Annotated in this window: 23 protein-coding genes; 11 read left to right on the top strand and 12 right to left on the bottom strand. The window is 55.0% G+C overall.

The window, feature by feature from the left end:
• Nucleotides 1-36: 36 nt before the first annotated feature.
• Nucleotides 37-2145 carry an ADP-ribosylglycohydrolase family protein gene (locus tag RT197_RS02425; RefSeq protein ID WP_312946911.1) on the bottom strand — a complete coding sequence of 703 codons (2109 nt, stop codon included), beginning with the start codon at nucleotides 2143-2145 and terminating at the stop codon, nucleotides 37-39.
• Between the two features lie 299 nt (nucleotides 2146-2444).
• Between RT197_RS02425 and fabI the strand changes: the two genes are divergently transcribed.
• From fabI to osmB, 7 genes are all read left to right on the top strand, one after another.
• Nucleotides 2445-3233 carry an enoyl-ACP reductase FabI gene (fabI, locus tag RT197_RS02420; RefSeq protein ID WP_312946910.1) on the top strand — a complete coding sequence of 263 codons (789 nt, stop codon included), beginning with the start codon at nucleotides 2445-2447 and terminating at the stop codon, nucleotides 3231-3233.
• 188 nt (nucleotides 3234-3421) lie between these two features.
• Nucleotides 3422-4570, top strand: a complete 1149-nt coding sequence (locus RT197_RS02415; protein ID WP_312946908.1) for a CMD domain-containing protein — start codon at nucleotides 3422-3424, stop codon at nucleotides 4568-4570.
• 84 nt (nucleotides 4571-4654) lie between these two features.
• Nucleotides 4655-6589 carry an exoribonuclease II gene (locus tag RT197_RS02410; RefSeq protein ID WP_312946906.1) on the top strand — a complete coding sequence of 645 codons (1935 nt, stop codon included), beginning with the start codon at nucleotides 4655-4657 and terminating at the stop codon, nucleotides 6587-6589.
• Nucleotides 6590-6790: 201 nt separating this feature from the next.
• The gene (gene pdeR / locus RT197_RS02405) at nucleotides 6791-8782 is read left to right on the top strand and encodes a cyclic di-GMP phosphodiesterase (RefSeq protein ID WP_312946904.1); all 1992 of its coding nucleotides are present in this window, start codon (nucleotides 6791-6793) and stop codon (nucleotides 8780-8782) included.
• 152 nt (nucleotides 8783-8934) lie between these two features.
• Nucleotides 8935-9117: a hypothetical protein gene (locus RT197_RS02400; RefSeq protein ID WP_312946902.1), complete on the top strand. Its 183-nt coding sequence runs from the start codon at nucleotides 8935-8937 to the stop codon at nucleotides 9115-9117.
• A 51-nt stretch (nucleotides 9118-9168) separates the two neighbouring features.
• On the top strand, nucleotides 9169-9918 hold the full coding sequence (locus RT197_RS02395) for a DNA-binding transcriptional regulator YciT (protein ID WP_312946900.1): 750 nt from the start codon (nucleotides 9169-9171) through the stop codon (nucleotides 9916-9918).
• Between the two features lie 253 nt (nucleotides 9919-10171).
• Nucleotides 10172-10390, top strand: coding sequence for an osmotically-inducible lipoprotein OsmB (gene osmB, locus RT197_RS02390; RefSeq protein ID WP_103750783.1), 219 nt, complete (start codon nucleotides 10172-10174; stop codon nucleotides 10388-10390).
• Between the two features lie 90 nt (nucleotides 10391-10480).
• Here the strand turns inward: osmB and yciH are convergent, their stop codons facing one another.
• From yciH to pgpB, 5 genes are all read right to left on the bottom strand, one after another.
• Complete coding sequence (gene yciH, locus RT197_RS02385; protein ID WP_312946898.1) at nucleotides 10481-10807, bottom strand: stress response translation initiation inhibitor YciH; 327 nt, start codon at nucleotides 10805-10807, stop codon at nucleotides 10481-10483.
• Nucleotides 10807-11544 carry an orotidine-5'-phosphate decarboxylase gene (gene pyrF / locus RT197_RS02380; protein ID WP_312946896.1) on the bottom strand — a complete coding sequence of 246 codons (738 nt, stop codon included), beginning with the start codon at nucleotides 11542-11544 and terminating at the stop codon, nucleotides 10807-10809. Before pyrF ends, yciH begins: the two co-directional genes overlap by 1 nt.
• A 182-nt stretch (nucleotides 11545-11726) precedes the next feature.
• Complete coding sequence (gene lapB, locus RT197_RS02375; protein WP_312946895.1) at nucleotides 11727-12896, bottom strand: lipopolysaccharide assembly protein LapB; 1170 nt, start codon at nucleotides 12894-12896, stop codon at nucleotides 11727-11729.
• A 6-nt stretch (nucleotides 12897-12902) separates the two neighbouring features.
• Complete coding sequence (locus RT197_RS02370) at nucleotides 12903-13211, bottom strand: LapA family protein (RefSeq protein ID WP_312946894.1); 309 nt, start codon at nucleotides 13209-13211, stop codon at nucleotides 12903-12905.
• A 208-nt stretch (nucleotides 13212-13419) separates the two neighbouring features.
• Nucleotides 13420-14184: a phosphatidylglycerophosphatase B gene (pgpB, locus tag RT197_RS02365; protein ID WP_312946892.1), complete on the bottom strand. Its 765-nt coding sequence runs from the start codon at nucleotides 14182-14184 to the stop codon at nucleotides 13420-13422.
• A gap of 183 nt (nucleotides 14185-14367) precedes the next feature.
• Between pgpB and ribA the strand changes: the two genes are divergently transcribed.
• Complete coding sequence (gene ribA, locus RT197_RS02360; RefSeq protein WP_312946890.1) at nucleotides 14368-14958, top strand: GTP cyclohydrolase II; 591 nt, start codon at nucleotides 14368-14370, stop codon at nucleotides 14956-14958.
• Nucleotides 14959-15017: 59 nt separating this feature from the next.
• Here the strand turns inward: ribA and acnA are convergent, their stop codons facing one another.
• The 5 genes from acnA to topA form a co-directional block, all read right to left on the bottom strand.
• A complete protein-coding gene (gene acnA, locus RT197_RS02355) occupies nucleotides 15018-17693 on the bottom strand; it encodes an aconitate hydratase AcnA (RefSeq protein WP_312946888.1) in 2676 nt (891 codons plus the stop codon).
• 171 nt (nucleotides 17694-17864) lie between these two features.
• Nucleotides 17865-17960 (bottom strand): small membrane protein YmiC, encoded by a 96-nt coding sequence (gene ymiC / locus RT197_RS02350; protein WP_312947563.1) that lies wholly within the window; start codon nucleotides 17958-17960, stop codon nucleotides 17865-17867.
• Between the two features lie 114 nt (nucleotides 17961-18074).
• Nucleotides 18075-18203: a YmiA family putative membrane protein gene (locus RT197_RS02345; RefSeq protein WP_409529666.1), complete on the bottom strand. Its 129-nt coding sequence runs from the start codon at nucleotides 18201-18203 to the stop codon at nucleotides 18075-18077.
• A 299-nt stretch (nucleotides 18204-18502) separates the two neighbouring features.
• Nucleotides 18503-19477, bottom strand: a complete 975-nt coding sequence (gene cysB, locus RT197_RS02340) for an HTH-type transcriptional regulator CysB (protein WP_312946884.1) — start codon at nucleotides 19475-19477, stop codon at nucleotides 18503-18505.
• 187 nt (nucleotides 19478-19664) lie between these two features.
• The gene (topA, locus tag RT197_RS02335) at nucleotides 19665-22262 is read right to left on the bottom strand and encodes a type I DNA topoisomerase (protein WP_312946882.1); all 2598 of its coding nucleotides are present in this window, start codon (nucleotides 22260-22262) and stop codon (nucleotides 19665-19667) included.
• Nucleotides 22263-22651: 389 nt separating this feature from the next.
• Here topA and RT197_RS02330 point away from each other — a divergent pair, with 389 nt between their 5' ends.
• Entirely contained in the window at nucleotides 22652-22900 is a 249-nt protein-coding gene (locus tag RT197_RS02330) for a YciN family protein (RefSeq protein ID WP_312946880.1), read from the top strand.
• A gap of 56 nt (nucleotides 22901-22956) precedes the next feature.
• Here RT197_RS02330 and sohB read toward each other — a convergent pair whose 3' ends face one another.
• Nucleotides 22957-24003 carry a protease SohB gene (gene sohB, locus RT197_RS02325; RefSeq protein ID WP_312946879.1) on the bottom strand — a complete coding sequence of 349 codons (1047 nt, stop codon included), beginning with the start codon at nucleotides 24001-24003 and terminating at the stop codon, nucleotides 22957-22959.
• Nucleotides 24004-24246: 243 nt separating this feature from the next.
• Here sohB and RT197_RS02320 point away from each other — a divergent pair, with 243 nt between their 5' ends.
• Nucleotides 24247-25008 (top strand): YciK family oxidoreductase, encoded by a 762-nt coding sequence (locus RT197_RS02320; protein ID WP_312946878.1) that lies wholly within the window; start codon nucleotides 24247-24249, stop codon nucleotides 25006-25008.
• Entirely contained in the window at nucleotides 25005-25595 is a 591-nt protein-coding gene (cobO, locus tag RT197_RS02315; protein ID WP_312946877.1) for a cob(I)yrinic acid a,c-diamide adenosyltransferase, read from the top strand. Before RT197_RS02320 ends, cobO begins: the two co-directional genes overlap by 4 nt.
• Nucleotides 25596-25625: the final 30 nt, after the last annotated feature.

The raw sequence follows: 25625 nt of genomic DNA, 5'->3' as shown, positions 1-25625 counted from the left end.
TTGACAGAAGGCGGGAGTCCCCCGCCTTCTTCATTTTTAGCGAACCGGGGTGATGTGAATGGCGTCCGTTGAAAGCGCCCCGGCACAGATCATCAGTCCTGCGCCGCCATCAGCCAGCCGATCCCGGCCAGCATCCTGCGCCTGTAATGTCATGCCATCGACCGTGGCGGTGATTAAACTTCCCTCAGCCAACACATCCAGCACGATTTCCCGTTCATAAATGTCACCGATCGCCTGCTCTGCGAGCACGGTACGCGCATTATCACGCACGCGAACCAGCTGGCACTTCCTGTCGCAGGTGATCTGCACGGCGTAATAACGTCGCATTCCCTGCACGCGGAACGCCAACCCGCCGTACTCGCCAAGGTGCAGCGTTATCGTGCTCTGTACCCGGTAATCCTGCCACTGACGGGTGCCGTGGATGAGTAATCCCTCGTCGTATTCTTTCGAAATGCGGATACGTCCGGCGTAATGGCGGGAAACCAGATCCACACCGTTAACCCACGAGCGCCACCAGAAATCGCTCTCGCCCTGCGGTTTGCTGAGCGTTAAGGTGGGCGTGCCGTCCCAGCGCAGCCAGTCGATGAGGATCTGGCCGCTGGCGGTGCCGATGACGGCCTTCAGCGCAATACCGACTTCGGCAACGGGCTGACCGTGGAAGTCAGGAATATCAAGGCAGAGCGTGGTTTCATCACCCGCGTTAAATACTTGCGGTGCGCCATAGTGAGCGACCAGCTGGCTGTCTTCGTCATAGACGCGCAGACACAGCCGCACGTTAACCGGCTGGGGGTTGTCTGACGGCGCGATCACCGCCGCCTGTAGCCGCTGTCCGGGGTAAATCAGCGGCGTGGCCATCAAATCATAGGAGTGCATTTCGACAATTTCCGGCGGCGCGAAGGTCGGCGTCATGACTCGTGCCTGGCTTTCGGCGGCCAGCCCGGCATAGCGCAGGCTTAAACAGCGTTTGCCACTGTAAACGATATTGCCGACTGCAACGTCCGCAGCGTTATCTTCCGCCTGCCAGCGAAAGCCCTGCACGCTGCCGGGAAGCGAGAAATGATACTGCGCGCCGTTTTTCGGCGGGACGGGCGGTTGCTGCCCGGCGACTTTGTGCCCCAGCGCCACCAGATAGTCGGTGATGCGCACGGCGTTGTTGATGGAAAAGCCGCCTTCAGCAGAAGAAATTAGCATCCGGTCCGCCAGCGGTCCCCGCCAGTCCGGTCCGGCATTGATGCCGCTCAGCCCCAGCATAATGCCGGACAAGCAGCCCACGTTACCCGCGTTGCAGTCGGTGTCCCAGCCGGAGGTGTTAATAATGCACTGCGCCTGCTGGAAGTCATCCGGCGCATACAGCATCGCCATAATCATCAGGGCATGATTAGGTATGATGTGGCAATTGCTGGGATATTTTTGATAGCCGTAATGATCTTCAATACGCTGGCGGGTGAGATGCCAGTCGTTATCTTCCTGCCGCCAGCGGCGGATGTCGGCGATCATCAGGGCGATATCACAGTCAGGCGGGATCAGCGCCAGCCCGGTCGTCAGCAGTTGCTCAATATCCTGACAGACAAACGCCTGCGCCTCCATCGCCGCCCACAGCATCGCCGCATACACCGATTCACCATCGTGACTGACGCTGGCCGCTTTTTGCGCCAGCGACGCCGCCAGCGCGGGTTGACCTGGCGCCACCAGCGCCCAGCCGTCGATAAAAATCTGCGCGCCGATTTGCTCGGCGATGGTTTTGCCGTTGGTGGCAATCGCGCCGCTCAGCGGCGCGGGGATACCCTTCTTCAGATTCAGCCACGCGGTATGCTCGGTAGAATTACCGTTGCCGCCCCACCACAAAATGGTGCGTTTATCGATGATATAGTTCAGCCAGCAGTGGCCCACCTGCTCTGCGGTTAACTGGTTGGGCAAGCCATAATCTTCGAGGGCGCGAATAAAGGTAAACGTGCCCGCCACATCATCGTCTGTGACCACCAGCGGACGGTTAAACCGCTGGTGAACATAATCATTAATCGGACCCAGTTCCTGCATGATCCTCTGATAAGTCCAGCCTTCAAAAGGCCGCCCCAGATAAACGCCGATTAATTTCCCCAAAACGCCTGCGTATACCCGTTCGTAATAATCTACTGGTAAATCCATCTTCCCCTTCCCTTTCACATTCATTTAATGCGCGCTGTGCGTCGCAGCACGTTTAATAGGGGGATGGACGCGCCGGGTCAATCAAAGACCGTACAATGAGTGTTCCTTTTTTCAAAACAGAGAGATCCCTCGCACTTTCGCATTATGGTGAACTGATCCGATGTTAGGTGAAGCTCTGAGCCGGGTATAGCCTCATTCTGCGGAGTAGCTTATAATGACCGTTTAGGTTTCGTACTGCTTACTTAAGCGACAAACCGCCTGATTTATAGGCAAAAATAACCAACTAAGGATTAAAAGCTATGGGTTTTCTTACCGGTAAGCGCATTCTGATCACTGGCGTCGCCAGCAAACTTTCCATCGCCTGGGGTATCGCACAGGCTATGCATCGTGAAGGCGCAGAGCTGGCTTTCACCTACCAGAACGACAAACTGAAAAGTCGCGTGGAAGGCTTTGCCGCCGATCTGGGTTCCAGCATCGTGCTGCCGTGTGACGTAGCTGAAGACGAAAGCATTAACGCACTGTTCAGCGAGCTGGCGAAAAGCTGGCCGAAATTCGACGGTTTTGTTCACTCCATCGGCTTTGCGCCGGGCGATCAGCTGGACGGCGATTACGTCAATGCCGTGACCCGCGAAGGCTTCAAAATTGCGCACGACATCAGCGCCTACAGTTTTGTCGCGCTGGCAAAAGCCTGCCGTGAAATGCTGAACCCGGATTCTGCGCTGCTGACCCTGTCTTACCTGGGCGCAGAGCGTGCAATCCCTAACTACAACGTAATGGGCCTGGCGAAAGCGTCGCTGGAAGCAAACGTGCGTTATATGGCCAATGCAATGGGCCCGGATGGGGTGCGCGTTAACGCCATCTCCGCCGGTCCGATCCGCACCCTGGCAGCTTCCGGGATCAAAGATTTCCGTAAAATGCTGGCACACTGCGAAGCGGTCACGCCGATCCGTCGTACCGTTACCATCGAAGACGTCGGCAACTCTGCGGCCTTCCTGTGCTCTAACCTCTCCGCCGGTATTTCCGGTGAAGTCGTTCACGTTGACGGCGGTTTCAGCATCGCGGCAATGAACGAGCTGGAACTGAAATAAGTCTTGCTGACCGCGCCGGGTAACGCCATGTTGCCCGGCCTGTAACGCTTCTCTCCCGCTATATTCCGTTCCGCTATTAAATATCACGCTTCATTCTTTCATCCTCTTACAGGCTTAAGCCAGGATATCCAGGTTAAAACGTTCCGTCTGTGTTATACGGTTCGCCACCTTCAGATCAAGGAAAGCCCATGGAGCAACGCCGCGTTTCCGGCAAAAGCCACTGGTATCATGAGACCCAGTCCAGTACCTGTCCGGCGGAAGTCCTGCCGTTAGTCCCTGAAGCCGCTCACGTTGAAGACCGCTTCCTGCTTGAAATCGCCCTGCCAGAATCCCTGCTTGCCGCCAGTGAAACATGGATCGCCCCGGCGCGGGCGCTGGCATCACGCCTGTTCCCCGATGAGGTTGCGGTCAGTCGCCTCAAAACGTTCAGCGCCTATGACCGCCTGAGCACGGCGTTAACCGTGGCCCAGGTCTTCGGCGTTCAGCGGCTTTGCAACCATTACGCCGCGCGGCTTGCGCCGCTGCCCGGCCCGGACTCTTCGCGGGAAAGCAATCACCGACTGGCGCAAATCACCCAGTACGCCCGCCAGCTTGCCAGTTCACCCGCGGTGATTACGTCGCAGGCGAGAACCCAGCTTGAAGACGTGGGCCTGACGCTGCCCGACATTGTGCTGATTAACCAGATTATTGGCTTTGTCGGCTTTCAGGCGCGGGTGCTGGCAACGTTCCAGGCAGTGCTTGCGCATCCGGCACGATGGATCCCCGGAATGCCGGTGCAGGAAGATGCGGATGCCGATCGCTTCGCCGACCCTGAAGCACGCTGGCAGACAACGATCCGCAGCGCAGAGCCGCGTTTTGCCAGCGTGGAGCAAGAATCGATGCTGACAAAATGGCAGTCGCTACCGGCGCTGGCGGGGCTGGCCCCGCTGCTGGTGTATGATTGTCCCGCGCTGGAGGCCACCGGCAACATTCTCACCGCCCTTCCGTCTGACACCTGGACACCTCTGGTCGCGCTTCTGAGCGCCCGCATTAATGGCAGCGCAAGCCGTTTCAACGAATACGCTAATGATTCCGGGTTCGCAGTGCTGCTGCGTCAGGATGCGGACGCGCTTCAGGCGTGGAGCCAGGATCGCCCTGTCGAGCGCGCAATTGTTCAGGCCGTACAGTTACTCACCCGTTCGCCGGATCGCTTTAGCGCCGCGCACTTTACCCCGCTCACGGAAAAGGGGCTTTCTGTTCAGCAGGCGGTGAACCTGCTCGCGTGGAGTGGATTTTGCGGCTGGCTGGATCGTCTGCACATTGCGCTGGGAGAAAGCGTTCGACCGGACATCGAGTAGGGGAAAGGCTTAAACAGCGCTTGTAGGAAAGGTGAGAATCGCGTAAAACTGTCAGCCGCTCTTAGGCCACGAAAATACATCATTATGCTTCAGGATAACCCGCTGCTTGCGCAGCTTAAACAGCAACTACATTCCCAGACCCCGCGTGCTGAAGGGGTCGTTAAAGCCACGGAAAAGGGCTTTGGCTTCCTCGAAGTCGATGCGCAAAAAAGCTATTTTATTCCGCCGCCGCAGATGAAAAAAGTGATGCACGGCGACCGGGTGATCGCCGTGATCCACAGCGAGAAAGATCGTGAAAGCGCCGAGCCGGAAGAGCTGGTCGAGCCTTTCCTGACCCGCTTCGTGGGCAAAGTACAACGTAAAGACGACCGTCTTGCCATTATTCCCGATCATCCGTTGCTGAAAGATGCCATTCCCTGCCGCGCCGCGCGCGGCGTGGAGCATGATTTTCAGGACGGTGACTGGGCGGTTGCCGAAATGCGCCGCCATCCGCTTAAGGGCGATCGCAGTTTTTATGCCGAACTGACCCAGTTTATTACCTTCGGTGACGACCACTTTGTGCCGTGGTGGGTAACGCTGGCACGGCATAATCTGGAAAAAGAAGCGCCGGAAGGTACGGCTGCGGCGATGCTTGATGAAGCGCTGGCGCGTCGCGACCTGACCGCGCTGGACTTCGTGACTATCGATAGCGCCAGTACGGAAGATATGGACGATGCGCTGTTTGCCGAAGAACTGCCTGATGGCAAACTGCAACTGACCGTCGCGATTGCCGATCCCACCGCGTGGATCGCCGAAGGCAGTAAGCTGGATGATGCCGCCAAAGTTCGCGCGTTCACCAACTATCTGCCGGGTTTTAACATCCCGATGCTGCCGCGTGAGCTTTCCGACAATCTTTGCTCGCTGCGTCCGCAGGAAGTGCGTCCGGTGCTGGCCTGCCGAATGATCATTGATGCCGAAGGCGCAATCGAAGAAAACATCGAATTCTTCGCCGCCACCATCGAATCCAAAGCTAAGCTGGCCTACGACGACGTTTCCGACTGGCTGGAAGGCAACAACCGCTGGCAGCCGCAAACTGACAACATTGCACAGCAAATCACGCTGCTCAACCGCATTTGCTTAAGCCGCAGCGAATGGCGTCATACCCACGCGCTGGTGTTTAAAGATCGCCCCGACTACCGCTTTGTGCTGGGCGAAAAAGGCGAGGTGCTGGATATTGTCGCCGAACCGCGCCGGATCGCTAACCGTATCGTTGAAGAGTCAATGATTGCCGCCAATATCTGCGCTGCCCGCGTGCTGCGCGATAAGCTCGGCTTTGGCATTTACAACGTTCATACCGGCTTCGATCCTGCCAACAGCGAACAGCTTGCCGCCCTGCTGAAAACCCACGGTATGCATGTCGATACCGCAGAGGTGCTGACCCTTGACGGTTTCTGCAAACTGCGCCGCGAACTGGATGCACAGCCGACCGGTTTCCTCGACAGCCGCATTCGCCGTTTTCAGTCCTATGCTGAAATCAGCACCGAACCGGGACCGCATTTTGGTTTAGGGCTTGAAGCCTACGCGACGTGGACCTCACCGATCCGTAAGTATGGCGATATGATTAACCATCGCCTGCTGAAAGCGGTAATCAAAGGGGAAACCACCCCGCGTCCGCAGGCAGAGGTGACCGTGCAAATGACGGAGCGCCGTCGTCTTAACCGGATGGCCGAGCGTGATGTCGGCGACTGGCTGTACGCCCGTTTCCTGAAAGATAAAGCCGGAACGGATACCCGTTTCGCCGCTGAAATCATTGATGTCAGCCGGGGTGGCATGCGCGTGCGCCTGGTCGATAACGGCGCGGTAGCCTTTATTCCGGCCCCATTCCTGCACGCCGTTCGCGATGAACTGGTATGCAGCCAGGAAAGCGGTACAGTGCAAATCAAAGGTGAAGTGGCCTATAAAGTCACTGAAGTGATTGATGTCACCATCGCAGAAGTGCGTCTGGAAACGCGCAGCGTTATCGCACGTCCCGCCGTCTGATAACCACCGTGAGTAAAACATAACGGCCCCGCGTGAAAACGCGGGGCCGTTTTTATATTCACTTCCTGAATGCGACTCCCCCGCCATTTTTTTAATAATTCCCGCCAAAAACAGTAAAAGCGTTCACAATAAAGAGTACGACGCAAATCGGTGCAGGCATAAATACGCTTAATCAGGACATATTTATTGTGCGGAGAGGGTATGAAAGACGAGCCGGAAAATAATTTACTGTACCGTTACACAGGAAGCAGCAGCCCGCGATGGCGCTTTAAAGCCAACAGCAACACGCTTTTTCTCACGCCGAATGAAGGCGCTTCCCTGACCCAGATCGTCACCCTCACCCCCGAACAGGCGGCGCGGATCCGCGAGCTAAGCGTTATCACCTCCAGCCTGAAAATGACGCTGAATATCTATGAATGCGAAGTGCCGATCCATTTAGTGGGCCGCAAGATCAGCGCCGATGAATGGGCCGGAACAACCTCCGCCTGGAATGATACCTCGTCGGTCGCCCGCGACCTGGCGCAAAGCCTCTCCTTTGCCGAACAGGTGGTTTCCGAAGCCAATTCCGTTATCGTTATTCTCGATCGTCACGGCAATATTCAGCGCTTTAACCGACTTAGCGAGGAGTATGCCGGGAAAAAAGAACATGAAGTGATTGGTCAGAGTATTTTCAATTTATTTATGACGCCGGGCGAAGCCAACGCCTCCAGAGAATATATCAACGATTTTTTTACTAATGGCAGCTCCTATGAAGTGGAACGCTGGATCAACACCCGCAAAGGGCAGCGGCTGTTTCTTTTTCGCAATAAATTCGTCCACAGCGGCAGCGGTAAAAACGAAATATTTTTGATCTGTTCGGGTACGGATATTACCGAAGAACGGCGCGCGCAGGAGCATTTACGGGTGCTGGCTAATACTGATACGGTGACCGGTTTACCCAATCGCAATGCGATTCAGGAACTGATTTCCGATGCCATCGACAGCCGGGGCGAAAATCAGGTAGGCATCGTTTATTTGGATCTCGATAACTTCAAAAAAATAAACGATGCCTATGGTCATATGTTTGGCGATCGTCTGCTTCAGGCCGTATCGCTGGCGATTTTAAGCTGTCTGGAAGAGGAGCAGGTCCTCGCCCGTCTCGGCGGGGATGAGTTTATTGTGCTTGCCCCGCAGACCACGCAAAGCAAGCTGGAAGCGATGTCTTCGCGCATTCTGCAACAGCTTCAGCAGCCTTTCCGTATTGGTCTGATTGAGGTATATACCAGCTGTTCGCTGGGGATCGCCATTGCGCCGCAGCACGGTGAAGATCGCGAGAGCGTGATCCGCAATGCCGACACCGCTATGTACACCGCCAAAGAAAACGGGCGCGGCAAATTCTGCGTATTCGCACCGGAAATGAATCAGCGGGTGTTTGAATATTTATGGCTGGACACCAACCTGCGTAAAGCGCTGGAAAAGCTGCAACTTCATATTCACTATCAGCCGAAAATAGACTGGGATGGCGAGGTGCATAGCCTCGAAGCGCTGGTGCGTTGGCAATCACCGGAGCGCGGGCTGATCCCGCCGCAGGAGTTCATTGCCTATGCGGAGGAGTCCGGGCTGATCGTCCCGCTCGGTCGCTGGGTGATGATGGAAGTGGTACGCCAGGTCGCAAAATGGCGTGATGAAGGCATTCAGTTGCGCGTTGCGGTCAACGTCTCCGCCCGCCAGCTTGCTGACCAGACTATTTTTAGCGATTTAACCCAGGTGCTGAAAGAATTCCATTTTGACGATTGCCCGATTGACGTCGAACTGACCGAAAGCTGTCTGATTGATAATGCCGAGCAGGCGCAGTCATTGATCCAGCAATTTAGCCAGCTTGGGGCGCAAATCCATCTGGATGATTTTGGCACCGGGTATTCGTCTCTCTCCCAGCTGGCGCGTTTTCCGATCAATGCCATTAAGCTCGATCAGAGCTTTGTGCGCGATGTCCATAAGCAGGCGGTTTCGCAATCGCTGGTCAGGGCCATTATTGCCTTTGCCCAGGCGCTTCATCTGCGGGTTATTGCGGAAGGCGTGGAAACCAAAAAAGAGGATGCCTTTTTAACCCGCAACGGCGTTAATGAACGGCAGGGATTTTTATTTGCCCGTCCGATGCCAGCGGACGTTTTCGAGCAGTGGTATCGCGAATATCAGTCGCGCACCAGCCATTAATTGATTGCCATAAAAACCAGCAGGTTGCTGCATCGTGCCGCAACCGCGGCTTTTGCACTGGCGCTATTTTCAATTGCTTATTTTTTACTTCTCTTTTATCGCTAATTTTAGGATGATTGAATGCCTTCAATTTTCGATCAAAGGATAACAACGTGTCCAACCTCAACCCGCACATTTTGGCACAGCGCATTGATACCGTGCTGGATATTCTGGTCGCTGGCGATTACCACTCTGCTATCCATAATCTCGAAATCCTTAAGGCTGAACTGCTTGAGCAAGCGGACCACGAACGCCCTGCTGAACCCGGCAAGCCGAAGTCGCCCTGGGAAATCTGATACCGGGCCGCTCGTGACATCTTAAATGACAAGGGACGTGACGTTACGACTATGAATCCCCGACAGCATAATATTATTCAGATGGTGACCGACAACGGGCGCATGAGCGTGGTTGAACTGGCGAAAATCTGTAAAGTTTCTGAAGTCACTATCCGCCAGGATTTAACGACGCTGGAAAAGCAAAGCTATTTACGCCGTCAGCACGGTTTCGCGGTACCGCTGGACAGCGATAATGTCGAAACGCGGATGCTCGATAATTTTTCTATTAAGCAAAAAATTGCGGAATTTGCCGCCACGCTGGTTGAGCCGGGCGAAACCGTTTTTATTGAAAACGGCAGTTGTAATGCCTTACTCGCCCGGCACCTCGCGGAGACCAAAGCAACCACTATTGTGACGGTAAGTAGCTACATCGCCCATTTGTTAAAAGACAGCCCCGGTGAAGTGATTTTACTCGGCGGTATTTATCAGAAAAAAAGCGAGAGTATGGTTGGCCCGCTGACCCGCTTTTATGCGCGAGACGTGCATTTTACTAAAGCGTTTATCGGCATTGATGGCTGGCAGCCGCAAACCGGTTTTACCGGCCGCGACATGATGCGCGTTGACGTGGTGAACTGTATTCTGGAAAAAGGGTGCGAGACCATTATCCTCACCGATAGCAGCAAATTTGGCGCCGTTCATCCCTATCCGTTTAGCCCGGCCAGCGCGTTGAATCACATCATTACCGACGGCGCTTTACGCGAAGAATTCGCGCTTACGCTTAAGCAGTCGCGTATTAAAATAGATATCGTGAATCATTCCTGATCTTACTGGCCCGCTTCATAGCGGGCTGGTGCTCTTCTCTGAGATTTATCCTGGCATTTAATTAAGAGTTTTTACCTGTCTGTTCAAAGGGAAAGACCTAAAATTACCTTAACGAAACGACAGGCCAGAACTATCACCTGCGTGATTTTTTTACACCTGCACAACAATACTCATGGACGCCTCCAATAAGATAGCGACCAGCTATACTTATAGGGAAATTCTTCCATGAATCAATTATTCAGGAGAAGGTATGATGAACTTAACGAGTAAAAAAATGGCAGCTGCTGTTCTGGCCGTCACTCTGGCAATGTCTCTGAGCGCCTGTTCTAACTGGTCTAAACGCGACCGTAATACCGCACTGGGTGCGGGTGCGGGTGCTATCGGTGGTGCGGTGCTGTCTGACGGTAGCGCGCTGGGTACGCTGGGCGGCGCTGCGGTTGGTGGTGTAATCGGTCACCAGGTGAGCAAATAACCTTCTCCTGAACATTTCAGGAATGCGTTATTTATCGCTAAATAATGCACAAACTCTTCGAGCCACGGTTATTCCGTGGCTCGATTTTATTTAACCACCCGCCAGTTTGACTTTCATTCCTTTTGCTTCGAGCAGAGATTTTATCAGGTCGCGTTTATCGCCCTGGATCTCGATGACCCCGTCTTTCACTGCGCCTCCGCAGCCGCATTTCTTTTTCAGCTCCGCAGCCAGTTTGGTCAGGGTGGCATCATCGCCATCAATGCCGGTGATCAGGCAGACGCCCTTACCTTTCCGTCCGCTGGTCTGGCGCTGAATGCGCACAATGCCGTCGCCTTTCGGACGCTCTGGCGCAACGTCAGGTTCGTGAATACGCCCGGTCTCTGTGGAATACACCAGACGTGAACTGGAATCGTTCATTATGCCTCCTTATGCAGGGCTGCGTTGAGGGTACGTAAGGTCAGGAGCGGGTCGGCGGACTGGGTAATTGGGCGACCGATCACCATGTAATCGACGCCAGCGGCCTGCGCCTGCTCCGGCGTCATAATGCGTCGCTGATCGCCCGCTTCACTCCCGGCCGGACGAATACCTGGCGTAATCAGTTTAAACGCGCTCCCCAGCTCCTGCTTAAAGCGCACGGCTTCCTGAGCGGAACAGACCACGCCATCCAGACCACACTGCTGCGTCAGACGGGCAAGCTGCGCAGCATAATCAGAAGGTGACAACGTCACGCCAAGGTCGGCGAGATCGCTACTTTCCATACTGGTCAGTACGGTCACCGCAATCAGCAGCGGCGCATCATCACCAAACGGCACCAGCGCCTCACGCGCGGCGTTCATCATCCGCGCCCCACCCGTCGCGTGTACGTTCACCATCCACACGCCGAGATCTGCGGCGGCGGCTACCGCGCGGGCGGTGGTGTTCGGAATATCATGAAATTTCAGATCCAGAAAGACGCCAAAGCCACGCTGCTGAAGATCGCGCACCAGCTGTGGCCCGTAGCGGGTAAACATTTCTTTCCCGACCTTCAGGCGGCAATCCTGCGGATCGATACGGTCCACAAAGGCCAGCGCGTTATCGCGGTTATCATAATCAAGGGCAACCACAATGGGAGAATGTGTCGTTGGGCGTACAGAGGATATAGCTGAAGACGTCATGACCGAACCTTCTGATGATGGCGCGCTGGGGCGCAAAAAAGGTAAACGGCGAGCATTCTACCCGCGAAAGCGAGAAATTGACAGGTTGCATTTTCCCCTGCCAGGCGAAGTTTCCCGGTGGTCTGCGTCAGGGTGAGAACTCATTCATTAGGATGTTGTAACTAAAGCGGCGTTTTTTTTAATTATTGTCCGTCAAGGCCGCGAATTGGCTTCACGGTTGACCAGGCGCGGCACGACGGGCAGTGCCAGTACAGCGTATAGGCGGTAAAACCACACTTCTGACAGCGGAAGCGCGGTTTGCTGCGCACCTGCTCGCCGACCATATCGCGCAGTACCATCAGGCTCTCTTTTGCCCGCCCTTCTTCCGCTTCATTAAGGTGGTAGTCCATCAGCTTATGGAACACGCGCATTGTCGGATGCTGCTGGAGCTGGCGGGTAATATAGACCTGCGCATTCTCCTGCCCTTCACGCTGCTCGACGATATTTGCCAGCATCAGTTCCGCTGTAGCGCCGACGTTTTCTTCCACGCAGCGGCGTAAAAAATCCGCCCATTCATCATTTTTACCCAGTTGCTGATAGCAGGTTTGCAGCATATCCAGTGTTTCGCTGACCAGTTCTTTGTCCTGGTCGATCACCCGCAGCAGGCTTTCTACCGCCTTTGCGTAGTCACCTTTCGCCATCAGTACACGACCCATCATGATGGAGATCCGCGCGCTGTTACGATCGGCCGCCGCCCCTTTTTTCAGCAGCGACATGGCTTTGTCCATGTCATCGTTGCCCATCTGCTGGAGCGCCAGTTCACAGTAGAAATGAGCAATTTCACCGCGATGCTTTTCTTTGCCGAGCTTCACCAGCCGCTCTGCCACTTCAATAGCTTTTTGCCAGTCGCTGGTCGCCTGGGCAATTTGCAGCAGTTGCTGAAGCGCGCTGACGCGGAAATCGGTTTCATCCACCAGTTGGCTGAACATATCTTCGGCGCGGTCGTACATGCCCGCCGCCATATAGTCACGGCCAAGCTGCTGTACCGCCAGGAGGCGCTGATCGTAGGTCAACGAGGCGCTTTCCATCAGCGTCTGGTGAATACGAATGGCGCGATCGACTTCGCCGCGAGAGCGAAACAGGTTTCCGAGGGTGAGATGGGCCTCGACGGTGCCGGTATCCTCTTTCAACATATCGAGGAACAGATCCACCGCCTTATCCTGTTGGTTGCTTAACAGGAAGTTGACGCCGGTGACGTAATCACGCGACAGGCGACTCGCTTCTTCCTGTTTGGTCTGTTGTGCACTTCTGCGCCCCATGTACCACCCATAGGCAGCCGCAACGGGTAAAAGCAGAAACAACAACTCCAGCATAAATGTTTATTCCTTCACGACCGGAACGCCCGGATCTGTTGGCTCTGGCGTAACCAGCGTATTCTGGCTTTCCAGCCGTTTAATTTTCCGTTGTGCATACATCAGCGAAACGCGAAGGCGCAGCCAGAACAGGCCGCAGATTAACCAGCCGATAGCGAAGCCCGCAGCAAACAGGGTTGCAAGCAGCGTGGAGATGCGGAAATCGCCCTGCGCCAGCAGATAATTGAACGTCACGACCTGGTCATTTTGCGCACCTAACGTGACGGAGATGACGAAAATCGCGAATACCAATAAGAAAATGAGTAAATATTTCACATTACTTCCCGTTATGTGGCGTGAGCGTAAATACACAACATCAAGAAAAACAAGTCACATCGCGAACGCTTTGATGATGCGGTGTATAAATCGTATTCAACCTGGCTCGTCCAGCCTTATAAAGTACCATTTTCGTGCTACAGACGAAATGGAAAAGCGTCACGCCCTCGCTGGATTTAAGGGCGATCGGATAGAATTTCAACCCCGGCTAGCGTTTCTGCTCGCGTTCCCGGATATCCCGCGCTTCTTCCCCTGGCGGCGTCAGTGGACCACAGATGCGCTGCGCCAGCCAGACGGCGAAAGTCACCAGCAGCCAGGATATCAGCGTCGCGACCACCAGATCGCGCGGCCAGTGCATTCCCAGCAGCATCCGGCTGCCCATCACCGCCGTTGCCCACACCAGCAACACTGCAATAGTGACCCGACGCCGACGCGGCCAGAGCAGCCCTACACCCAGCAAAGCCCAGCTAGCAGCAAACAGCGTATGGCCTGACGGAAAAGCAAATCCGGTCTCTTTTTGCCAGTGTTTACGTAAAAATTTCGGGATATGATCCTCTTCGGTCAGCAGCTCCTTGACCAGATGCCCGCGCTCCTTACGTTGTAAAGTGTAGAACTCATCCACCGGAATATGATGAGATTTTTCCAGCCAGAGGACGAAAGGACGCGGCTCCTGCACCTGCTGCTTTACCCACGATTTTGCCCCCTGCCCAACAAGAATTGCGCCGCCCAGAATCGCGAACAGCATAATCGCCGGGCGCAGACGAAAGCGCAGGCACCAGAGAAACCAGCCGCAAAGCACGACGTGAGTGATGATCCCCCAGGGTTGCGTCACCGTTTCGGTCACCCAGTAAAGTGATTTTAGCCACCAGCTATCCATTCCTGGCTCCCATCGCCACCCGGAAATCCATACCGCAACAGGCATGATAAGAAGTAAGGCTGCGCCTGCTGAAGTACGCCTGGCGATAGAAAACATAGTTTTTCCTTTTTAAATATGGCCTCTCAAATCATAACTGAATTTCAGCGATGCGGCACTCAACGCATCGCTGTTCGCTTAATGTGCGCTCAAATCCCGGTTATTAGGAGAAGTTGAAAACATTGTGGCAAAATAGCCACATACAGAAGGCACAATGCGTGCCCGCATACTCTGGAGAATCACATGCAGCTTAAACGTGTGGCAGAAGCCAAACTGCCAACCCCCTGGGGCGATTTCCTGATGGTGGGATTTGAAGAACTGGCAACCGGACAGGATCACGTAGCCCTGGTTTATGGCGATATTTCCGGGCCGACCCCGGTTCTCGCGCGCGTGCATTCCGAATGCCTGACCGGTGACGCCCTTTTCAGTTTACGCTGTGACTGCGGCTTCCAGCTTGAAGCGGCGCTGTCCCACATTGCGGAGGAAGGTCGCGGTGTGCTGCTTTATCATCGTCAGGAAGGCCGTAATATTGGGCTGCTGAATAAAATCCGCGCCTATGCCCTTCAGGATCAGGGTTACGACACGGTTGAAGCCAACCACCAACTGGGTTTTGCCGCCGATGAGCGCGACTTCACGCTATGTGCCGATATGTTCAAACTGCTGGGCGTGGATGAAGTCCGTCTGCTGACCAATAACCCGCTGAAAGTTGAAGTGCTGACCGAAGCCGGAATTAACATCGTGGAGCGCGTGCCGCTGATCGTCGGGCGCAATCCCAAAAACGAACACTACCTCGATACCAAAGCCGAAAAAATGGGTCATCTGCTGGGCAAATGACCCCCTCTCGCGAACCCTCTCCCGCTGGAGAGGGTGCCTTTCCTGACGCGCTGAAGCCATCAATGCAACATATTGCGGATCACATAGTGCAAAATACCGTCGTTCTGGTAATAGGTCAGCTCGGTGGCGGTATCAATACGGCAGCGGCACTGAATCACCTCCGTTGAGCCGTCGGCGCGGGTCAGATTCACCGGAATATCCGCCCCCGGACGCAAATTATGCAGATCGACAACGTCAATGCGCTCTTCCCCGGTCAGCCCCAGCGTTTTGCGGGTCACGCCCTGCGGGAATTCCAGCGGTAAGATCCCCATACCGATCAGGTTGGAGCGGTGGATTCGCTCAAACGACTCGGCAATCACCACGCGAATACCCAGCAGGCGCGGGCCTTTTGCCGCCCAGTCGCGGCTGGAGCCTGAACCGTATTCTTTCCCGGCAATCACCGCCAGCGGCGTGCCTTCCTGCTGATAGCGCATTGCCGCGTCATAAATGGAGATCACTTCCGTTCCCGGCAGATGGCGCGTCATCCCGCCTTCCACACCCGGCACCATTTCGTTGCGAATGCGGATGTTCGCGAATGTCCCGCGCATCATCACTTCGTGATTACCGCGCCGCGAACCGTAAGAGTTGAATTCGCGCCGCTCGACGCCGTGGTTGAGCAAGTACCGTCCCGCCGGGCTGTCTGGCTTAATATTCCCCGCCGGAGAGATATGGTCGGTGGTGACCGAATCACCGAGCATCGCCAGAATGCGCGCGCCGTGAATATCTTCAACCGGTTTCGGCTCGGCTTCCATATCTTCAAAGAAGGGAGAAAGACGAATATAGGTGGAGTCACTCTGCCAGCCGTAGGTATCAGAGCGATCCACCTCAATGGCTTTCCACTCCGGTGTGCCTTCAAACACTTCCGCATACTCTTTGCGGAACATTTCGGTGGAAACCTGCTCCACCGCGCGGGCGATTTCGCGCCCGGTCGGCCAAATATCTTTGAGATACACCGGATCGCCTTTTTGGTCGTGCCCCAGCGGATCGGTGGTCAGATTGACATTCATATTACCGGCCAGCGCGTAGGCGACGACCAGCGGCGGCGAGGCCAGCCAGTTGGTTTTAATCAGCGGATGGATACGGCCTTCAAAGTTACGGTTACCGGACAGCACCGCCCCCACGGTCAGATCGCCTTTTTTAATCGCCACTTCGATCGGTTCCGGCAGCGGGCCGGAGTTGCCGATACAGGTGGTGCAACCGTAGCCAACCAGATTAAAGCCCAGCGAGTCAAGATACGGCGTCAGGCGCGCGTGCGCGAGGTAATCCGAAACCACTTTCGAGCCAGGCGCAAGCGACGCTTTCACCCACGGCTGACGTTTAAGCCCCAGCTTGACCGCTTTTTTCGCCAACAACCCCGCTGCCATCAGCACGCTGGGATTGGAGGTGTTGGTACAGGAAGTGATGGCAGCAATCGCAACCGCGCCGTCAGGCAACTGATACTGACGCCCGTTCAGGGTATATTCCACCGACTGGCGGTCTTTGTGCGAGGTATTGATTTCCAGCTCGGCGCTGGCGGCAAACGCTTCAGGCACTTTACCCAGCGCCACGCGATCCTGAGGACGTTTCGGTCCGGCAAGGCTGGCTTCAACGTCCGCCATATCCAGTTCCAGTGTGCTGGTGAATACCGGTTCGTCGCCGGTATTACGCCACATCCCCTGAGCTTTGGCATAGGCTTCGACCAGCGCCACCTGCTCATCGCTGCGTCCGCTCAGACGCATATATTCCAGCGTAACCGCATCGATCGGGAAAAAGCCGCAGGTTGCGCCATATTCCGGGGCCATATTGGCGATGGTCGCCCGGTCCGCCAGCGGCAGCGAGTCCAGACCATCGCCATAAAATTCAACAAACTTACCAACCACGCCGTGCTTACGCAGCATCTGGGTGACGGTTAACACCAGATCGGTCGCGGTAATGCCTTCATTCAGCTTGCCGGTTAATTTGAAACCGACCACGTCCGGGATCAGCATCGACACCGGCTGGCCCAGCATCGCCGCTTCCGCTTCAATACCGCCCACGCCCCAGCCGAGTACCCCCAGGCCGTTGATCATCGTGGTGTGCGAATCGGTGCCCACCAGCGAATCGGGATAAGCCACCCACTCTTTATCCTGTAATTCGCTCCACACCGCTTTGCCGAGATACTCCAGGTTGACCTGGTGGCAAATGCCAGTCCCCGGCGGCACCACGCTGAAACGGCTGAATGCCTGCTGGCCCCAGCGCAGGAAAACATAGCGCTCATGGTTGCGTTCCATTTCCAGACGCACGTTTTCACCAAAGGCGTCATCATCGCCGAAATGATCGACGGTCACGGAGTGGTCAATCACTAAATCGACGGGGGAAAGCGGGTTAACTTTGGCTGTATCGCCGCCAAGACGTTTAACGGCTTCACGCATGGCCGCCAGATCGACCACCGCAGGCACGCCGGTAAAATCCTGCATCAGTACCCTCGCCGGACGCCAGGCAATCTCACGGTCGGCATGACCGGTTTTCAGCCATTCAGCCAGGGCATGAATATCTTCTGACGTGACGGAATCCTCATCCTGCCAGCGCAGAAGGTTTTCCAGTAACACTTTCAATGACTTGGGTAAACGTGAAATGTCTCCAAGTTCTTTCGCAGCCAGCGGCAAACTGTAGTAATGCCAGGTTTTATTTTCTAACTCTAATGTATCCTTACTGGCTTCGCGTAGGGTTAACGACATAGCTCCTCCTTTATGACAGGGAATGCGATACCCTGATCTTTCCCAGGGTCTGCATTAAAGATAACACAAACATGTCGTAACGTTTTGATAACAACTCGAATTGATAAATGCGGGGAAATGGCAGGTAAGGTAACAATAAAAAACCCGACGCGAAGGTCGGGTTTTATCAGATTAGTGAGTCAGCATCCAGGCCAGTTGCGCCCAGAAGAGCAGAGAGAAAGAAAGTGCTCCCAGCCACGACCAGTATTTTGCTTCACTATTTTGCATCATCTTTCACACCGTAAAAGTTATTTCGTGCCCCTGGCGTTGGCGCCAGGGCTTATATTGCTGTGGTGTATATTTTTATAATTTAACGTAAGACGCACATTCAGGGCGTTGCGATCAGCCCCAGAATTTCCACACCAGTAGCGCCAGTGCGACCCAGAACAGCGCCGAACCCACGAATACGGCGCGCCACGCTTTGCGTTTTAGCTCCGGGTCTCTCTTCGGCTGCTCGCGTCCAGATGACATTACTAACCTCGTAAAATCGGCACTACTTATCATTTCTGCACCAACAATTGGCCTGAACAATCGTAATTGAGATAAATCCTAATCAAAAATGGCTAAAAAATCCAGTGAATTTAGGGGTCGGGTCCATGTAATTATTCAATCTTTTGACCTGAAATAAATAATCGAAATAGCAAACTGGCGCATCGGCAGATTTGTTTCTACTTTATGACGATTTAATGGCAGAAAGACCGTGTAGATAAAGCGGGTATTTGAGGGGAGTGATAAATGCGGCCCCTGATAAGAGGCCGCGGACGGTCAGATTATTTTTCCGGCAGTTTGATATCTTTAAACATCTCTTCGATATCTTCATTCGAGCGCAGGGCAACGGCCGTATCCACCACGTCGCGGGTCAGATGCGGCGCAAAGCGCTGAATAAAGTCATACATATAGCTGCGCAGGAACGTGCTGCGGCGAAAACCGATTTTAGTGGTGCTGTGGCTGAACACGCCGTGCGCGTCGAGCCGTACCAGATCGGGGTCGGCAACAGGGTCCACCGCCATGCTGGCAATCACCCCTACTCCCAGCCCCAGACGCACGTAAGTTTTAATCACGTCGGCATCGGTGGCGGTAAAGACGATGCGCGGCGTCAGACCGGCACGGTTAAACGCGGTATCCAGTTCTGAACGGCCGGTGAAGCCGAAGGTGTACGTCACCAGCGGATACTGGGCCAGCTCTTCAATGGTGACCGATGATTTGGCCGCCAGCGGATGCTCCGGGGTGACCACAATCGAACGATTCCAGTGATAGCACGGCAGCATGACTAAATCGTCATACAGATGCAGCGCTTCGGTGGCAATGGCAAAATCGGCGTTGCCTTTCGACACAGCTTCGGCGATCTGGGTGGGCGATCCCTGATGCATATGCAGGGACACGCGCGGATAACGCTCGATAAATCCCTTGATGACGCCAGGCAAAGCGTAACGCGCCTGGGTATGGGTCGTCGCCACGTACAGCGAGCCTTTATCCGGCCAGGTGTGCTCACCAGCGACCGATTTAATAGCATCCACTTTTGACAGCACTTCACGGGCAATGCGGATAATTTCCTGCCCGGCTGGCGTAACCTGGGTGAGATGTTTACCGCTGCGGGCGAAGATCTGGATCCCCAGTTCGTCCTCCAGCATACGGACCTGCTTACTGATCCCCGGCTGTGAGGTATAAAGCCCTTCCGCCGTCGAAGAGACGTTGAGATTGTGGTTGACCACTTCAACGATATAGCGAAGCTGTTGTAATTTCATGACGCGCCATCCGTTTGAACGCAGAGGTCCATCGCTTAAGACGATTTAAGACTAAAAAAAGGGTTAACTATAACCACTATATCATTTATAGCTACTCTGTATAGATATGATTAAAAAATAATAACCAAAAGCAAAAAGGGCCGCTAATCGGCCCTTTTTTATTAAGAACGGTGAATGTCAGGAAGAATTATTTCTTACCTTCCACCCACTTACCGTCGATGAAGAAAGCGGACCAACCGGTCGCTTTACCGTCTTTTTCCGCCGCAACGTACTGCTGTTTCGTTTTGCGACTAAAGCGAACAACGGTTTTGTTGCCTTCAGGGTCCTGCTGTGGCGCATCGGCCAGATAACGCAGTTTCTCCGGCAGACGATCGCGGAAGCGGTACAGTTCTTCCACCTGCGGCGCGCGGGTTTCACGCGATTTCGGGAACGTATTGGCCGCCAGGAACACGCCAGCCGCCCCGTCACGCAGAACGAAATAAGCGTCCGATTTTTCACACGGCAGTTCCGGCAGCGGCACCGGATCTTCTTTCGGCGGCGCAACGTCACCATTGCGCAGGATCTTACGCGTGTTTTTGCAATCGTCGTTCGTACAGGCCATGTACTTACCAAAACGCCCCATTTTCAGGTGCATTTCAGAACCACATTTTTCGCATTCGACGATCGGGCCGTCATACCCCTTAATGCGGAACTCACCCTCTTCGATTTCGTAACCGTCACAGGTCGGGTTATTACCGCAGACGTGCAGTTTGCGTTTCGGATCGATCAGGTAGCTGTCCATCGCGGTGCCGCATTTCTGGCAGCGATGTTTGGCCCGCAGCGCGTTGGTTTCAGCGTCGTCGCCTTCCAGCACGTTGAGCACTTCGTTTTCCGGCACCAGATTAATGGTGGTTTTGCAACGCTCTTTCGGCGGCAGGGCATAGCCAGAACAGCCGAGGAACACGCCCGTGCTGGCGGTACGAATGCCCATTTTGCGACCGCAGGTCGGGCAGTCGATGCTGGTCAGCACCATCTGGTTAGGCTGCATACCGCCTTCGGCCGGATCTTTTTCTGCCGTCTCGAGCTGTTCGCTGAACTCGGCAAAGAAAATATCCAGCACCTTCTGCCATTCGGCTTCGTGGCGGGCCACCTCATCCAGACGGTCTTCCATCTGCGCGGTAAAGTCGAAATTCATCAGTTCGCGGAAATTATCTTTCAGGCGATCAGTCACGATTTCGCCCATTTTTTCGGCATAGAAACGACGGCTTTCAACCCGCACATAGCCACGGTCCTGAATGGTCGAAATGATCGACGCATAGGTGGACGGGCGGCCAATGCCGCGTTTTTCCAGTTCTTTGACCAGCGACGCTTCGCTGAAGCGCGCAGGCGGCTTGGTAAAGTGCTGCGCCGGAACGAGATCAATCAGCGACAGTTCATCGCCCTGATTCACCGCTGGCAGAATGCGATCTTCATCGCCCTTACGCAGTGCCGGCATGACTTTGGTCCAGCCGTCAAAACGCAGGATCCGACCGCGTGCTTTCAGGCGGAAATCGCCCGCTTTTACCGTCAGGGTGGTGGAATCATACTGCGCAGGCGTCATCTGACAGGCCACAAACTGCCGCCAGATAAGCTGATACAGTTTCTGCGCGTCAGTTTCCATATCTTTCAGCGCGTCGGCTTCGACTGCCACGTCGGAAGGACGAATCGCTTCGTGCGCTTCCTGCGAGTTATCTTTGCTGGCGTACTGATTGGCATCGGCAGGCAGGTATTTTTTACCGAACTGCTCGCTGATATAACCGCGCACCATGCTGACCGCGTCCTGACTTAAGTTCGTCGAGTCGGTACGCATATAGGTGATGTGGCCTGCTTCATACAAACGCTGCGCCAGCATCATGGTCTTCTTCACGCCATAGCCCAGACGGGTACTCGCCGCCTGTTGCAGCGTGGAGGTAATAAACGGTGCGCCCGGCTTGCTGCTGGTCGGTTTGTCTTCGCGCTCAAGGACGCTGTAGCGCGCTTTTTCCAGCTGGCTGACCGCCGCCATCGTGGTTTCGCGATTGACCGGACGGAACGGTTTATCGTTCTGATGCGTCACCTGCAACGGCAGAGAATCGCCGCCCGGCGTGGCAACATTGGCATCCACTTCCCAGAATTCTTCCGGGACAAAGGCTTTGATTTCGCGCTCGCGCTCGACCACCAGACGTACCGCAACGGACTGGACGCGTCCGGCAGACAGACCACGGGCGATCTTTTTCCACAGCAGCGGAGAAACCATATAGCCCACCACGCGGTCCATAAAACGACGCGCCTGCTGAGCGTTAACGCGATCGATATTCAGTTCGCCCGGCTTTTCAAAAGCCTGTTGGATCGCGTTTTTGGTAATTTCGTTAAACACTACGCGACTGTAGCGTTTGTCATCTCCACCGATCACTTCCCGCAGGTGCCAGGCAATGGCTTCCCCTTCGCGGTCAAGGTCGGTTGCGAGATAGATATGATCGGCTTTTTCAGCCAGTTGTTTAAGTTCTGCGACAACCTTTTCTTTGCCGGGCAGCACTTCGTACTGTGCTTCCCAGTTATGCCACGGGTCGATCCCCATGCGGTTGACGAGAGCGCCGCGTTCATCCTTTTTGGGCTTTTTGGCCGTTTTGGTGGAGGCAGAGTCAGCGCTCTTTTTGGCGGCTGAGCCACTGGTCGGCAAATCGCGGATATGACCTACGCTGGACTTAACCACGTAATCATTACCCAGATACTTATTGATCGTTTTGGCTTTTGCCGGGGACTCAACGATAACGAGAGCTTTACCCATATTCACCTTTACCTAATTTGATTCTTCCAGGAATACATCGCACGTTGATTCACGTTGTGCTGACGACGTGCCGTTGATATTGCGGCAGGTGCAACAGAGATCAACCCCGCATACCAAACCTGATGCAGGTGGTTGCAGTGCTTCGCTTTTCTAAGCTGCGGTGATATAGCACGACGAACTTTCGGTCGAATGTCAAGCAAATCTGTTGCCAGATTATCGAAAGGGTCTCACTGTACCTGATAAAATTCGTTACGCAACTTTATTAGCATGCAAAAGCAAATCCCGCCACCTGACCGCATCACCGATACCCCTGTTTTTCTGGGGGAATATTTGCCCGCGAGCCGCGCACGACGTAGACTATTGCCAGTTTGCCTGAGGAGTAAAAAAAGATGAGTGAAACCCAACCTATCGATCGTCAGACGCTGCTGCTTGAAGCGAATAAACTTATTCGTGACCACGAAGATACGATGGCCGGTATTGAGGCCACTGGCGTCACCCAACGTAACGGTGTACTGGTGTTTAGCGGCGAATATTATCTCGATGAACAGGGATTACCGACGCCGAAAAGTACGGCGGTGTTTAATATGTTTAAACATCTGGCCCACGTACTGTCCGAGAAATATCACCTGATCGATTAGTCCTGCAGGGTTAAGGGGCCGGGTGCGCGTCGTCCACCCGGCCCGCTATTTTCAGGTTACATCAGCGGTTTTTGGCCACGCTGCCACCAGCGCAGCAGCAGACGATCCGCACTTTCCGCCGCGCTACCGGTCACGCGATCCAGCAATTTTTTACGTTGCAGATAGCGCACATTCAGCACGTCGCGCCCGTCCATCAACCCCAGCAGCAGTTCGTCGCTGGTGCTGATGGCATCAATCAGGCCGTTGTGCAGGGCCTGGGTGCCGTACCAGTGTTCACCGGTCGCCACCTGGTCGATATCCAGCGTCGGGCGCATTTGCTTAACAAAATCTTTAAACAGCAGATGCGTTTCGTTGAGATCTTCGCGGAATTTCTGCCGCCCCTCCTCGGTGTTTTCTCCAAGCAGCGTCAGGGTCCGCTTATACTGCCCGGCGGTGTGCAGCTCGATGTCGATATCTTTGTTTTTCAGGAAACGATTGAAGTTCGGCACCTGGGCCACCACGCCGATGGAGCCGATAATGGCGAACGGCGCGGAAACGATTTTATCCGCCACGCAGGCCATCATATAGCCGCCGCTGGCAGCCACTTTATCTACCGCGACGGTGAGCGGAACGTTGCGCTCGCGAATGCGCTGGAGCTGCGATGCCGCCAGCCCGTAGCCATGAACCACCCCGCCGGGGCTTTCCAGCCGCACAACCACCTGATCCTGCGGTTTCACCACCGCCAGCACAGCAGTGATCTCTTCACGCAGCGCGTTAACTTCATGCGCGTCCATACTGCCTTTGAAATCCAGTACCCAGACGCGCGGTTTGTGCGGCGCGTTGCTCTCCCCCAGCTTCGCTTTCGCCTTTGCCGCTTTCGCCTCCTGCTTTAACTTTTTCTTGTGCGTTTTGTGCCACAGCTTTTGCTGGTGTTCATCCAGAATGGCTGCCGCCATGTTTTCCTGCATTTCTTTGTACTGCTCACTCAGATTCGTCACGGTGAGTTCGCCGCGTTGACGCTTCCGCTGCTTCAGATTAACAATCAGTACCGCAATAATGGCTATCGCCACGACCAGCGTGACGATTTTTGCCAGGAACAGACCATATTGAGAGAGTAATTCCACGCTTCCACCTTGGTTAACATCGCTTACGTCTGGAACCAGTGTACAACACCCTTTCCGCCTCGTCTCTGGCAGACGTTAACGCTGCGAGGGCGCTTCAGAAACTTTTGCAACAGCATGAAATCGTTGCAAAGTATGAATGGCCCGGCACGCTCTCCGGCTGGCTGATTGAATTCGCGTGCTTTTTAGGGCATAAACCCTTTTTTACCGTTTGCCGTGGTCGCCCGGATCACAGGAGAAGACGCCGTGCATTACCAGCCCCAACGCGATTTACTACAAAACCGCATTATTCTTGTAACCGGAGCCAGCGACGGGATTGGTCGCGAAGCGGCGCTTACCTATTCCCGCTACGGGGCCAGCGTAATTTTACTTGGTCGCGACGATAACAAGCTGCGCGCCGTGGCGGATGCCATTGCGACGGAGGGGGGTCTGCCTGCGGCCTGGTTTACTCTCGACCTGCTGACCTGCACCGCGCAGGATTGCGCGCATCTTGCCCAGAAGATTGCCGTCAACTTCCCCCGGCTCGATGGCGTGCTGCATAACGCGGGCCTGCTTGGCGATGTAGTGCCGATGAGCGAACAGCGGCCAGAGGTCTGGCAGCAGGTGATGCAGGTTAACGTTAACGGCACGTTTCTGCTGACCCAGGCACTTCTTCCTTTATTACTGCGTTCTGAATCCGGCTCGCTGGTGTTCACCTCCTCCAGCGTCGGTCGTCAGGGTCGCGCCCGCTGGGGCGCTTATGCCGTGTCCAAATTCGCCACCGAAGGCATGATGCAGGTGCTGGCGGAGGAGTATCAGAATCATCCACTGCGGGTGAACTGTATCAATCCCGGCGGCACCCGTACCGGAATGCGCGCCAGCGCCTTCCCGACCGAAGATCCGTCAAAACTGAAAACGCCCGCTGACATTATGCCGCTCTATCTATGGCTGATGGGCGACGACAGCCGTCGTAAAACCGGTATGACCTTTGACGCCCAGCCGGGGCGCAAACCGGGGATGGCACAATGAGCGACGAACGTTATCAGCAGCGCCAGCAGCGAGTCAAAGAACAGGTGGATGCCCGCGTAGCCGCCGCCCAGGACGAGCGCGGGATCGTCATCGTTTTCACTGGCAACGGCAAAGGCAAAACCACGGCAGCGTTTGGCACCGCGACCCGCGCGGTAGGACACGGTAAAAAAGTCGGCGTCATTCAGTTTATAAAAGGAACGTGGCCTAACGGCGAACGTAATTTACTGGAGCCGCACGGGGTGGAATTTCAGGTGATGGCGACCGGTTTTACCTGGGATACCCAGGATCGCGCCGCCGATACCGCTGCCTGTCTCGATGTCTGGCAGCACGCCCGGCGGATGCTGGCGGATGACTCGCTCGATATGGTGCTGCTTGATGAACTGACGTATATGGTGGCTTATGATTATCTGCCGCTGGCGGACGTTCTGACGGCGCTGAACTCGCGCCCGGTTAACCAGACGGTGATTATTACCGGTCGCGGCTGTCATCGGGAGATCCTCGATCTGGCGGATACGGTCAGCGAACTCCGTCCGGTAAAGCACGCGTTTGAGGCGGGGATTAAAGCGCAGAGGGGAATTGATTATTAAAAAAGACTGGCCCGGCAAGCGCCGGGCCAT

Origin of the sequence: Superficieibacter sp. (assembly GCF_032071645.1) — a bacterium.
Taxonomy (GTDB): domain Bacteria; phylum Pseudomonadota; class Gammaproteobacteria; order Enterobacterales; family Enterobacteriaceae; genus Superficieibacter.
The sequence above is the reverse complement of the archived record's forward strand: the minus strand, read 5'-3'. Positions and strand labels throughout refer to the sequence as shown.

Excerpts from the sequence above, each read along its gene's own strand:
- RT197_RS02415 (WP_312946908.1), top strand. The coding sequence starts at position 3,422 with ATGGAGCAACGCCGCGTTTCCGGCAAAAGCCACTGGTATCATGAGACC.
- RT197_RS02345 (WP_409529666.1), bottom strand. The coding sequence starts at position 18,203 with ATGTCATCTGGACGCGAGCAGCCGAAGAGAGACCCGGAGCTAAAACGC.
- pgpB (WP_312946892.1), bottom strand. The coding sequence starts at position 14,184 with ATGTTTTCTATCGCCAGGCGTACTTCAGCAGGCGCAGCCTTACTTCTT.
- RT197_RS02395 (WP_312946900.1), top strand. The coding sequence starts at position 9,169 with ATGAATCCCCGACAGCATAATATTATTCAGATGGTGACCGACAACGGG.
- RT197_RS02410 (WP_312946906.1), top strand. The coding sequence starts at position 4,655 with ATGCTTCAGGATAACCCGCTGCTTGCGCAGCTTAAACAGCAACTACAT.
- acnA (WP_312946888.1), bottom strand. The coding sequence starts at position 17,693 with ATGTCGTTAACCCTACGCGAAGCCAGTAAGGATACATTAGAGTTAGAA.
- cobO (WP_312946877.1), top strand. The coding sequence starts at position 25,005 with ATGAGCGACGAACGTTATCAGCAGCGCCAGCAGCGAGTCAAAGAACAG.
- RT197_RS02425 (WP_312946911.1), bottom strand. The coding sequence starts at position 2,145 with ATGGATTTACCAGTAGATTATTACGAACGGGTATACGCAGGCGTTTTG.
- yciH (WP_312946898.1), bottom strand. The coding sequence starts at position 10,807 with ATGAACGATTCCAGTTCACGTCTGGTGTATTCCACAGAGACCGGGCGT.
- ymiC (WP_312947563.1), bottom strand. The coding sequence starts at position 17,960 with ATGCAAAATAGTGAAGCAAAATACTGGTCGTGGCTGGGAGCACTTTCT.
- pdeR (WP_312946904.1), top strand. The coding sequence starts at position 6,791 with ATGAAAGACGAGCCGGAAAATAATTTACTGTACCGTTACACAGGAAGC.
- RT197_RS02330 (WP_312946880.1), top strand. The coding sequence starts at position 22,652 with ATGAGTGAAACCCAACCTATCGATCGTCAGACGCTGCTGCTTGAAGCG.
- osmB (WP_103750783.1), top strand. The coding sequence starts at position 10,172 with ATGAACTTAACGAGTAAAAAAATGGCAGCTGCTGTTCTGGCCGTCACT.
- ribA (WP_312946890.1), top strand. The coding sequence starts at position 14,368 with ATGCAGCTTAAACGTGTGGCAGAAGCCAAACTGCCAACCCCCTGGGGC.
- fabI (WP_312946910.1), top strand. The coding sequence starts at position 2,445 with ATGGGTTTTCTTACCGGTAAGCGCATTCTGATCACTGGCGTCGCCAGC.
- pyrF (WP_312946896.1), bottom strand. The coding sequence starts at position 11,544 with ATGACGTCTTCAGCTATATCCTCTGTACGCCCAACGACACATTCTCCC.
- topA (WP_312946882.1), bottom strand. The coding sequence starts at position 22,262 with ATGGGTAAAGCTCTCGTTATCGTTGAGTCCCCGGCAAAAGCCAAAACG.
- cysB (WP_312946884.1), bottom strand. The coding sequence starts at position 19,477 with ATGAAATTACAACAGCTTCGCTATATCGTTGAAGTGGTCAACCACAAT.
- lapB (WP_312946895.1), bottom strand. The coding sequence starts at position 12,896 with ATGCTGGAGTTGTTGTTTCTGCTTTTACCCGTTGCGGCTGCCTATGGG.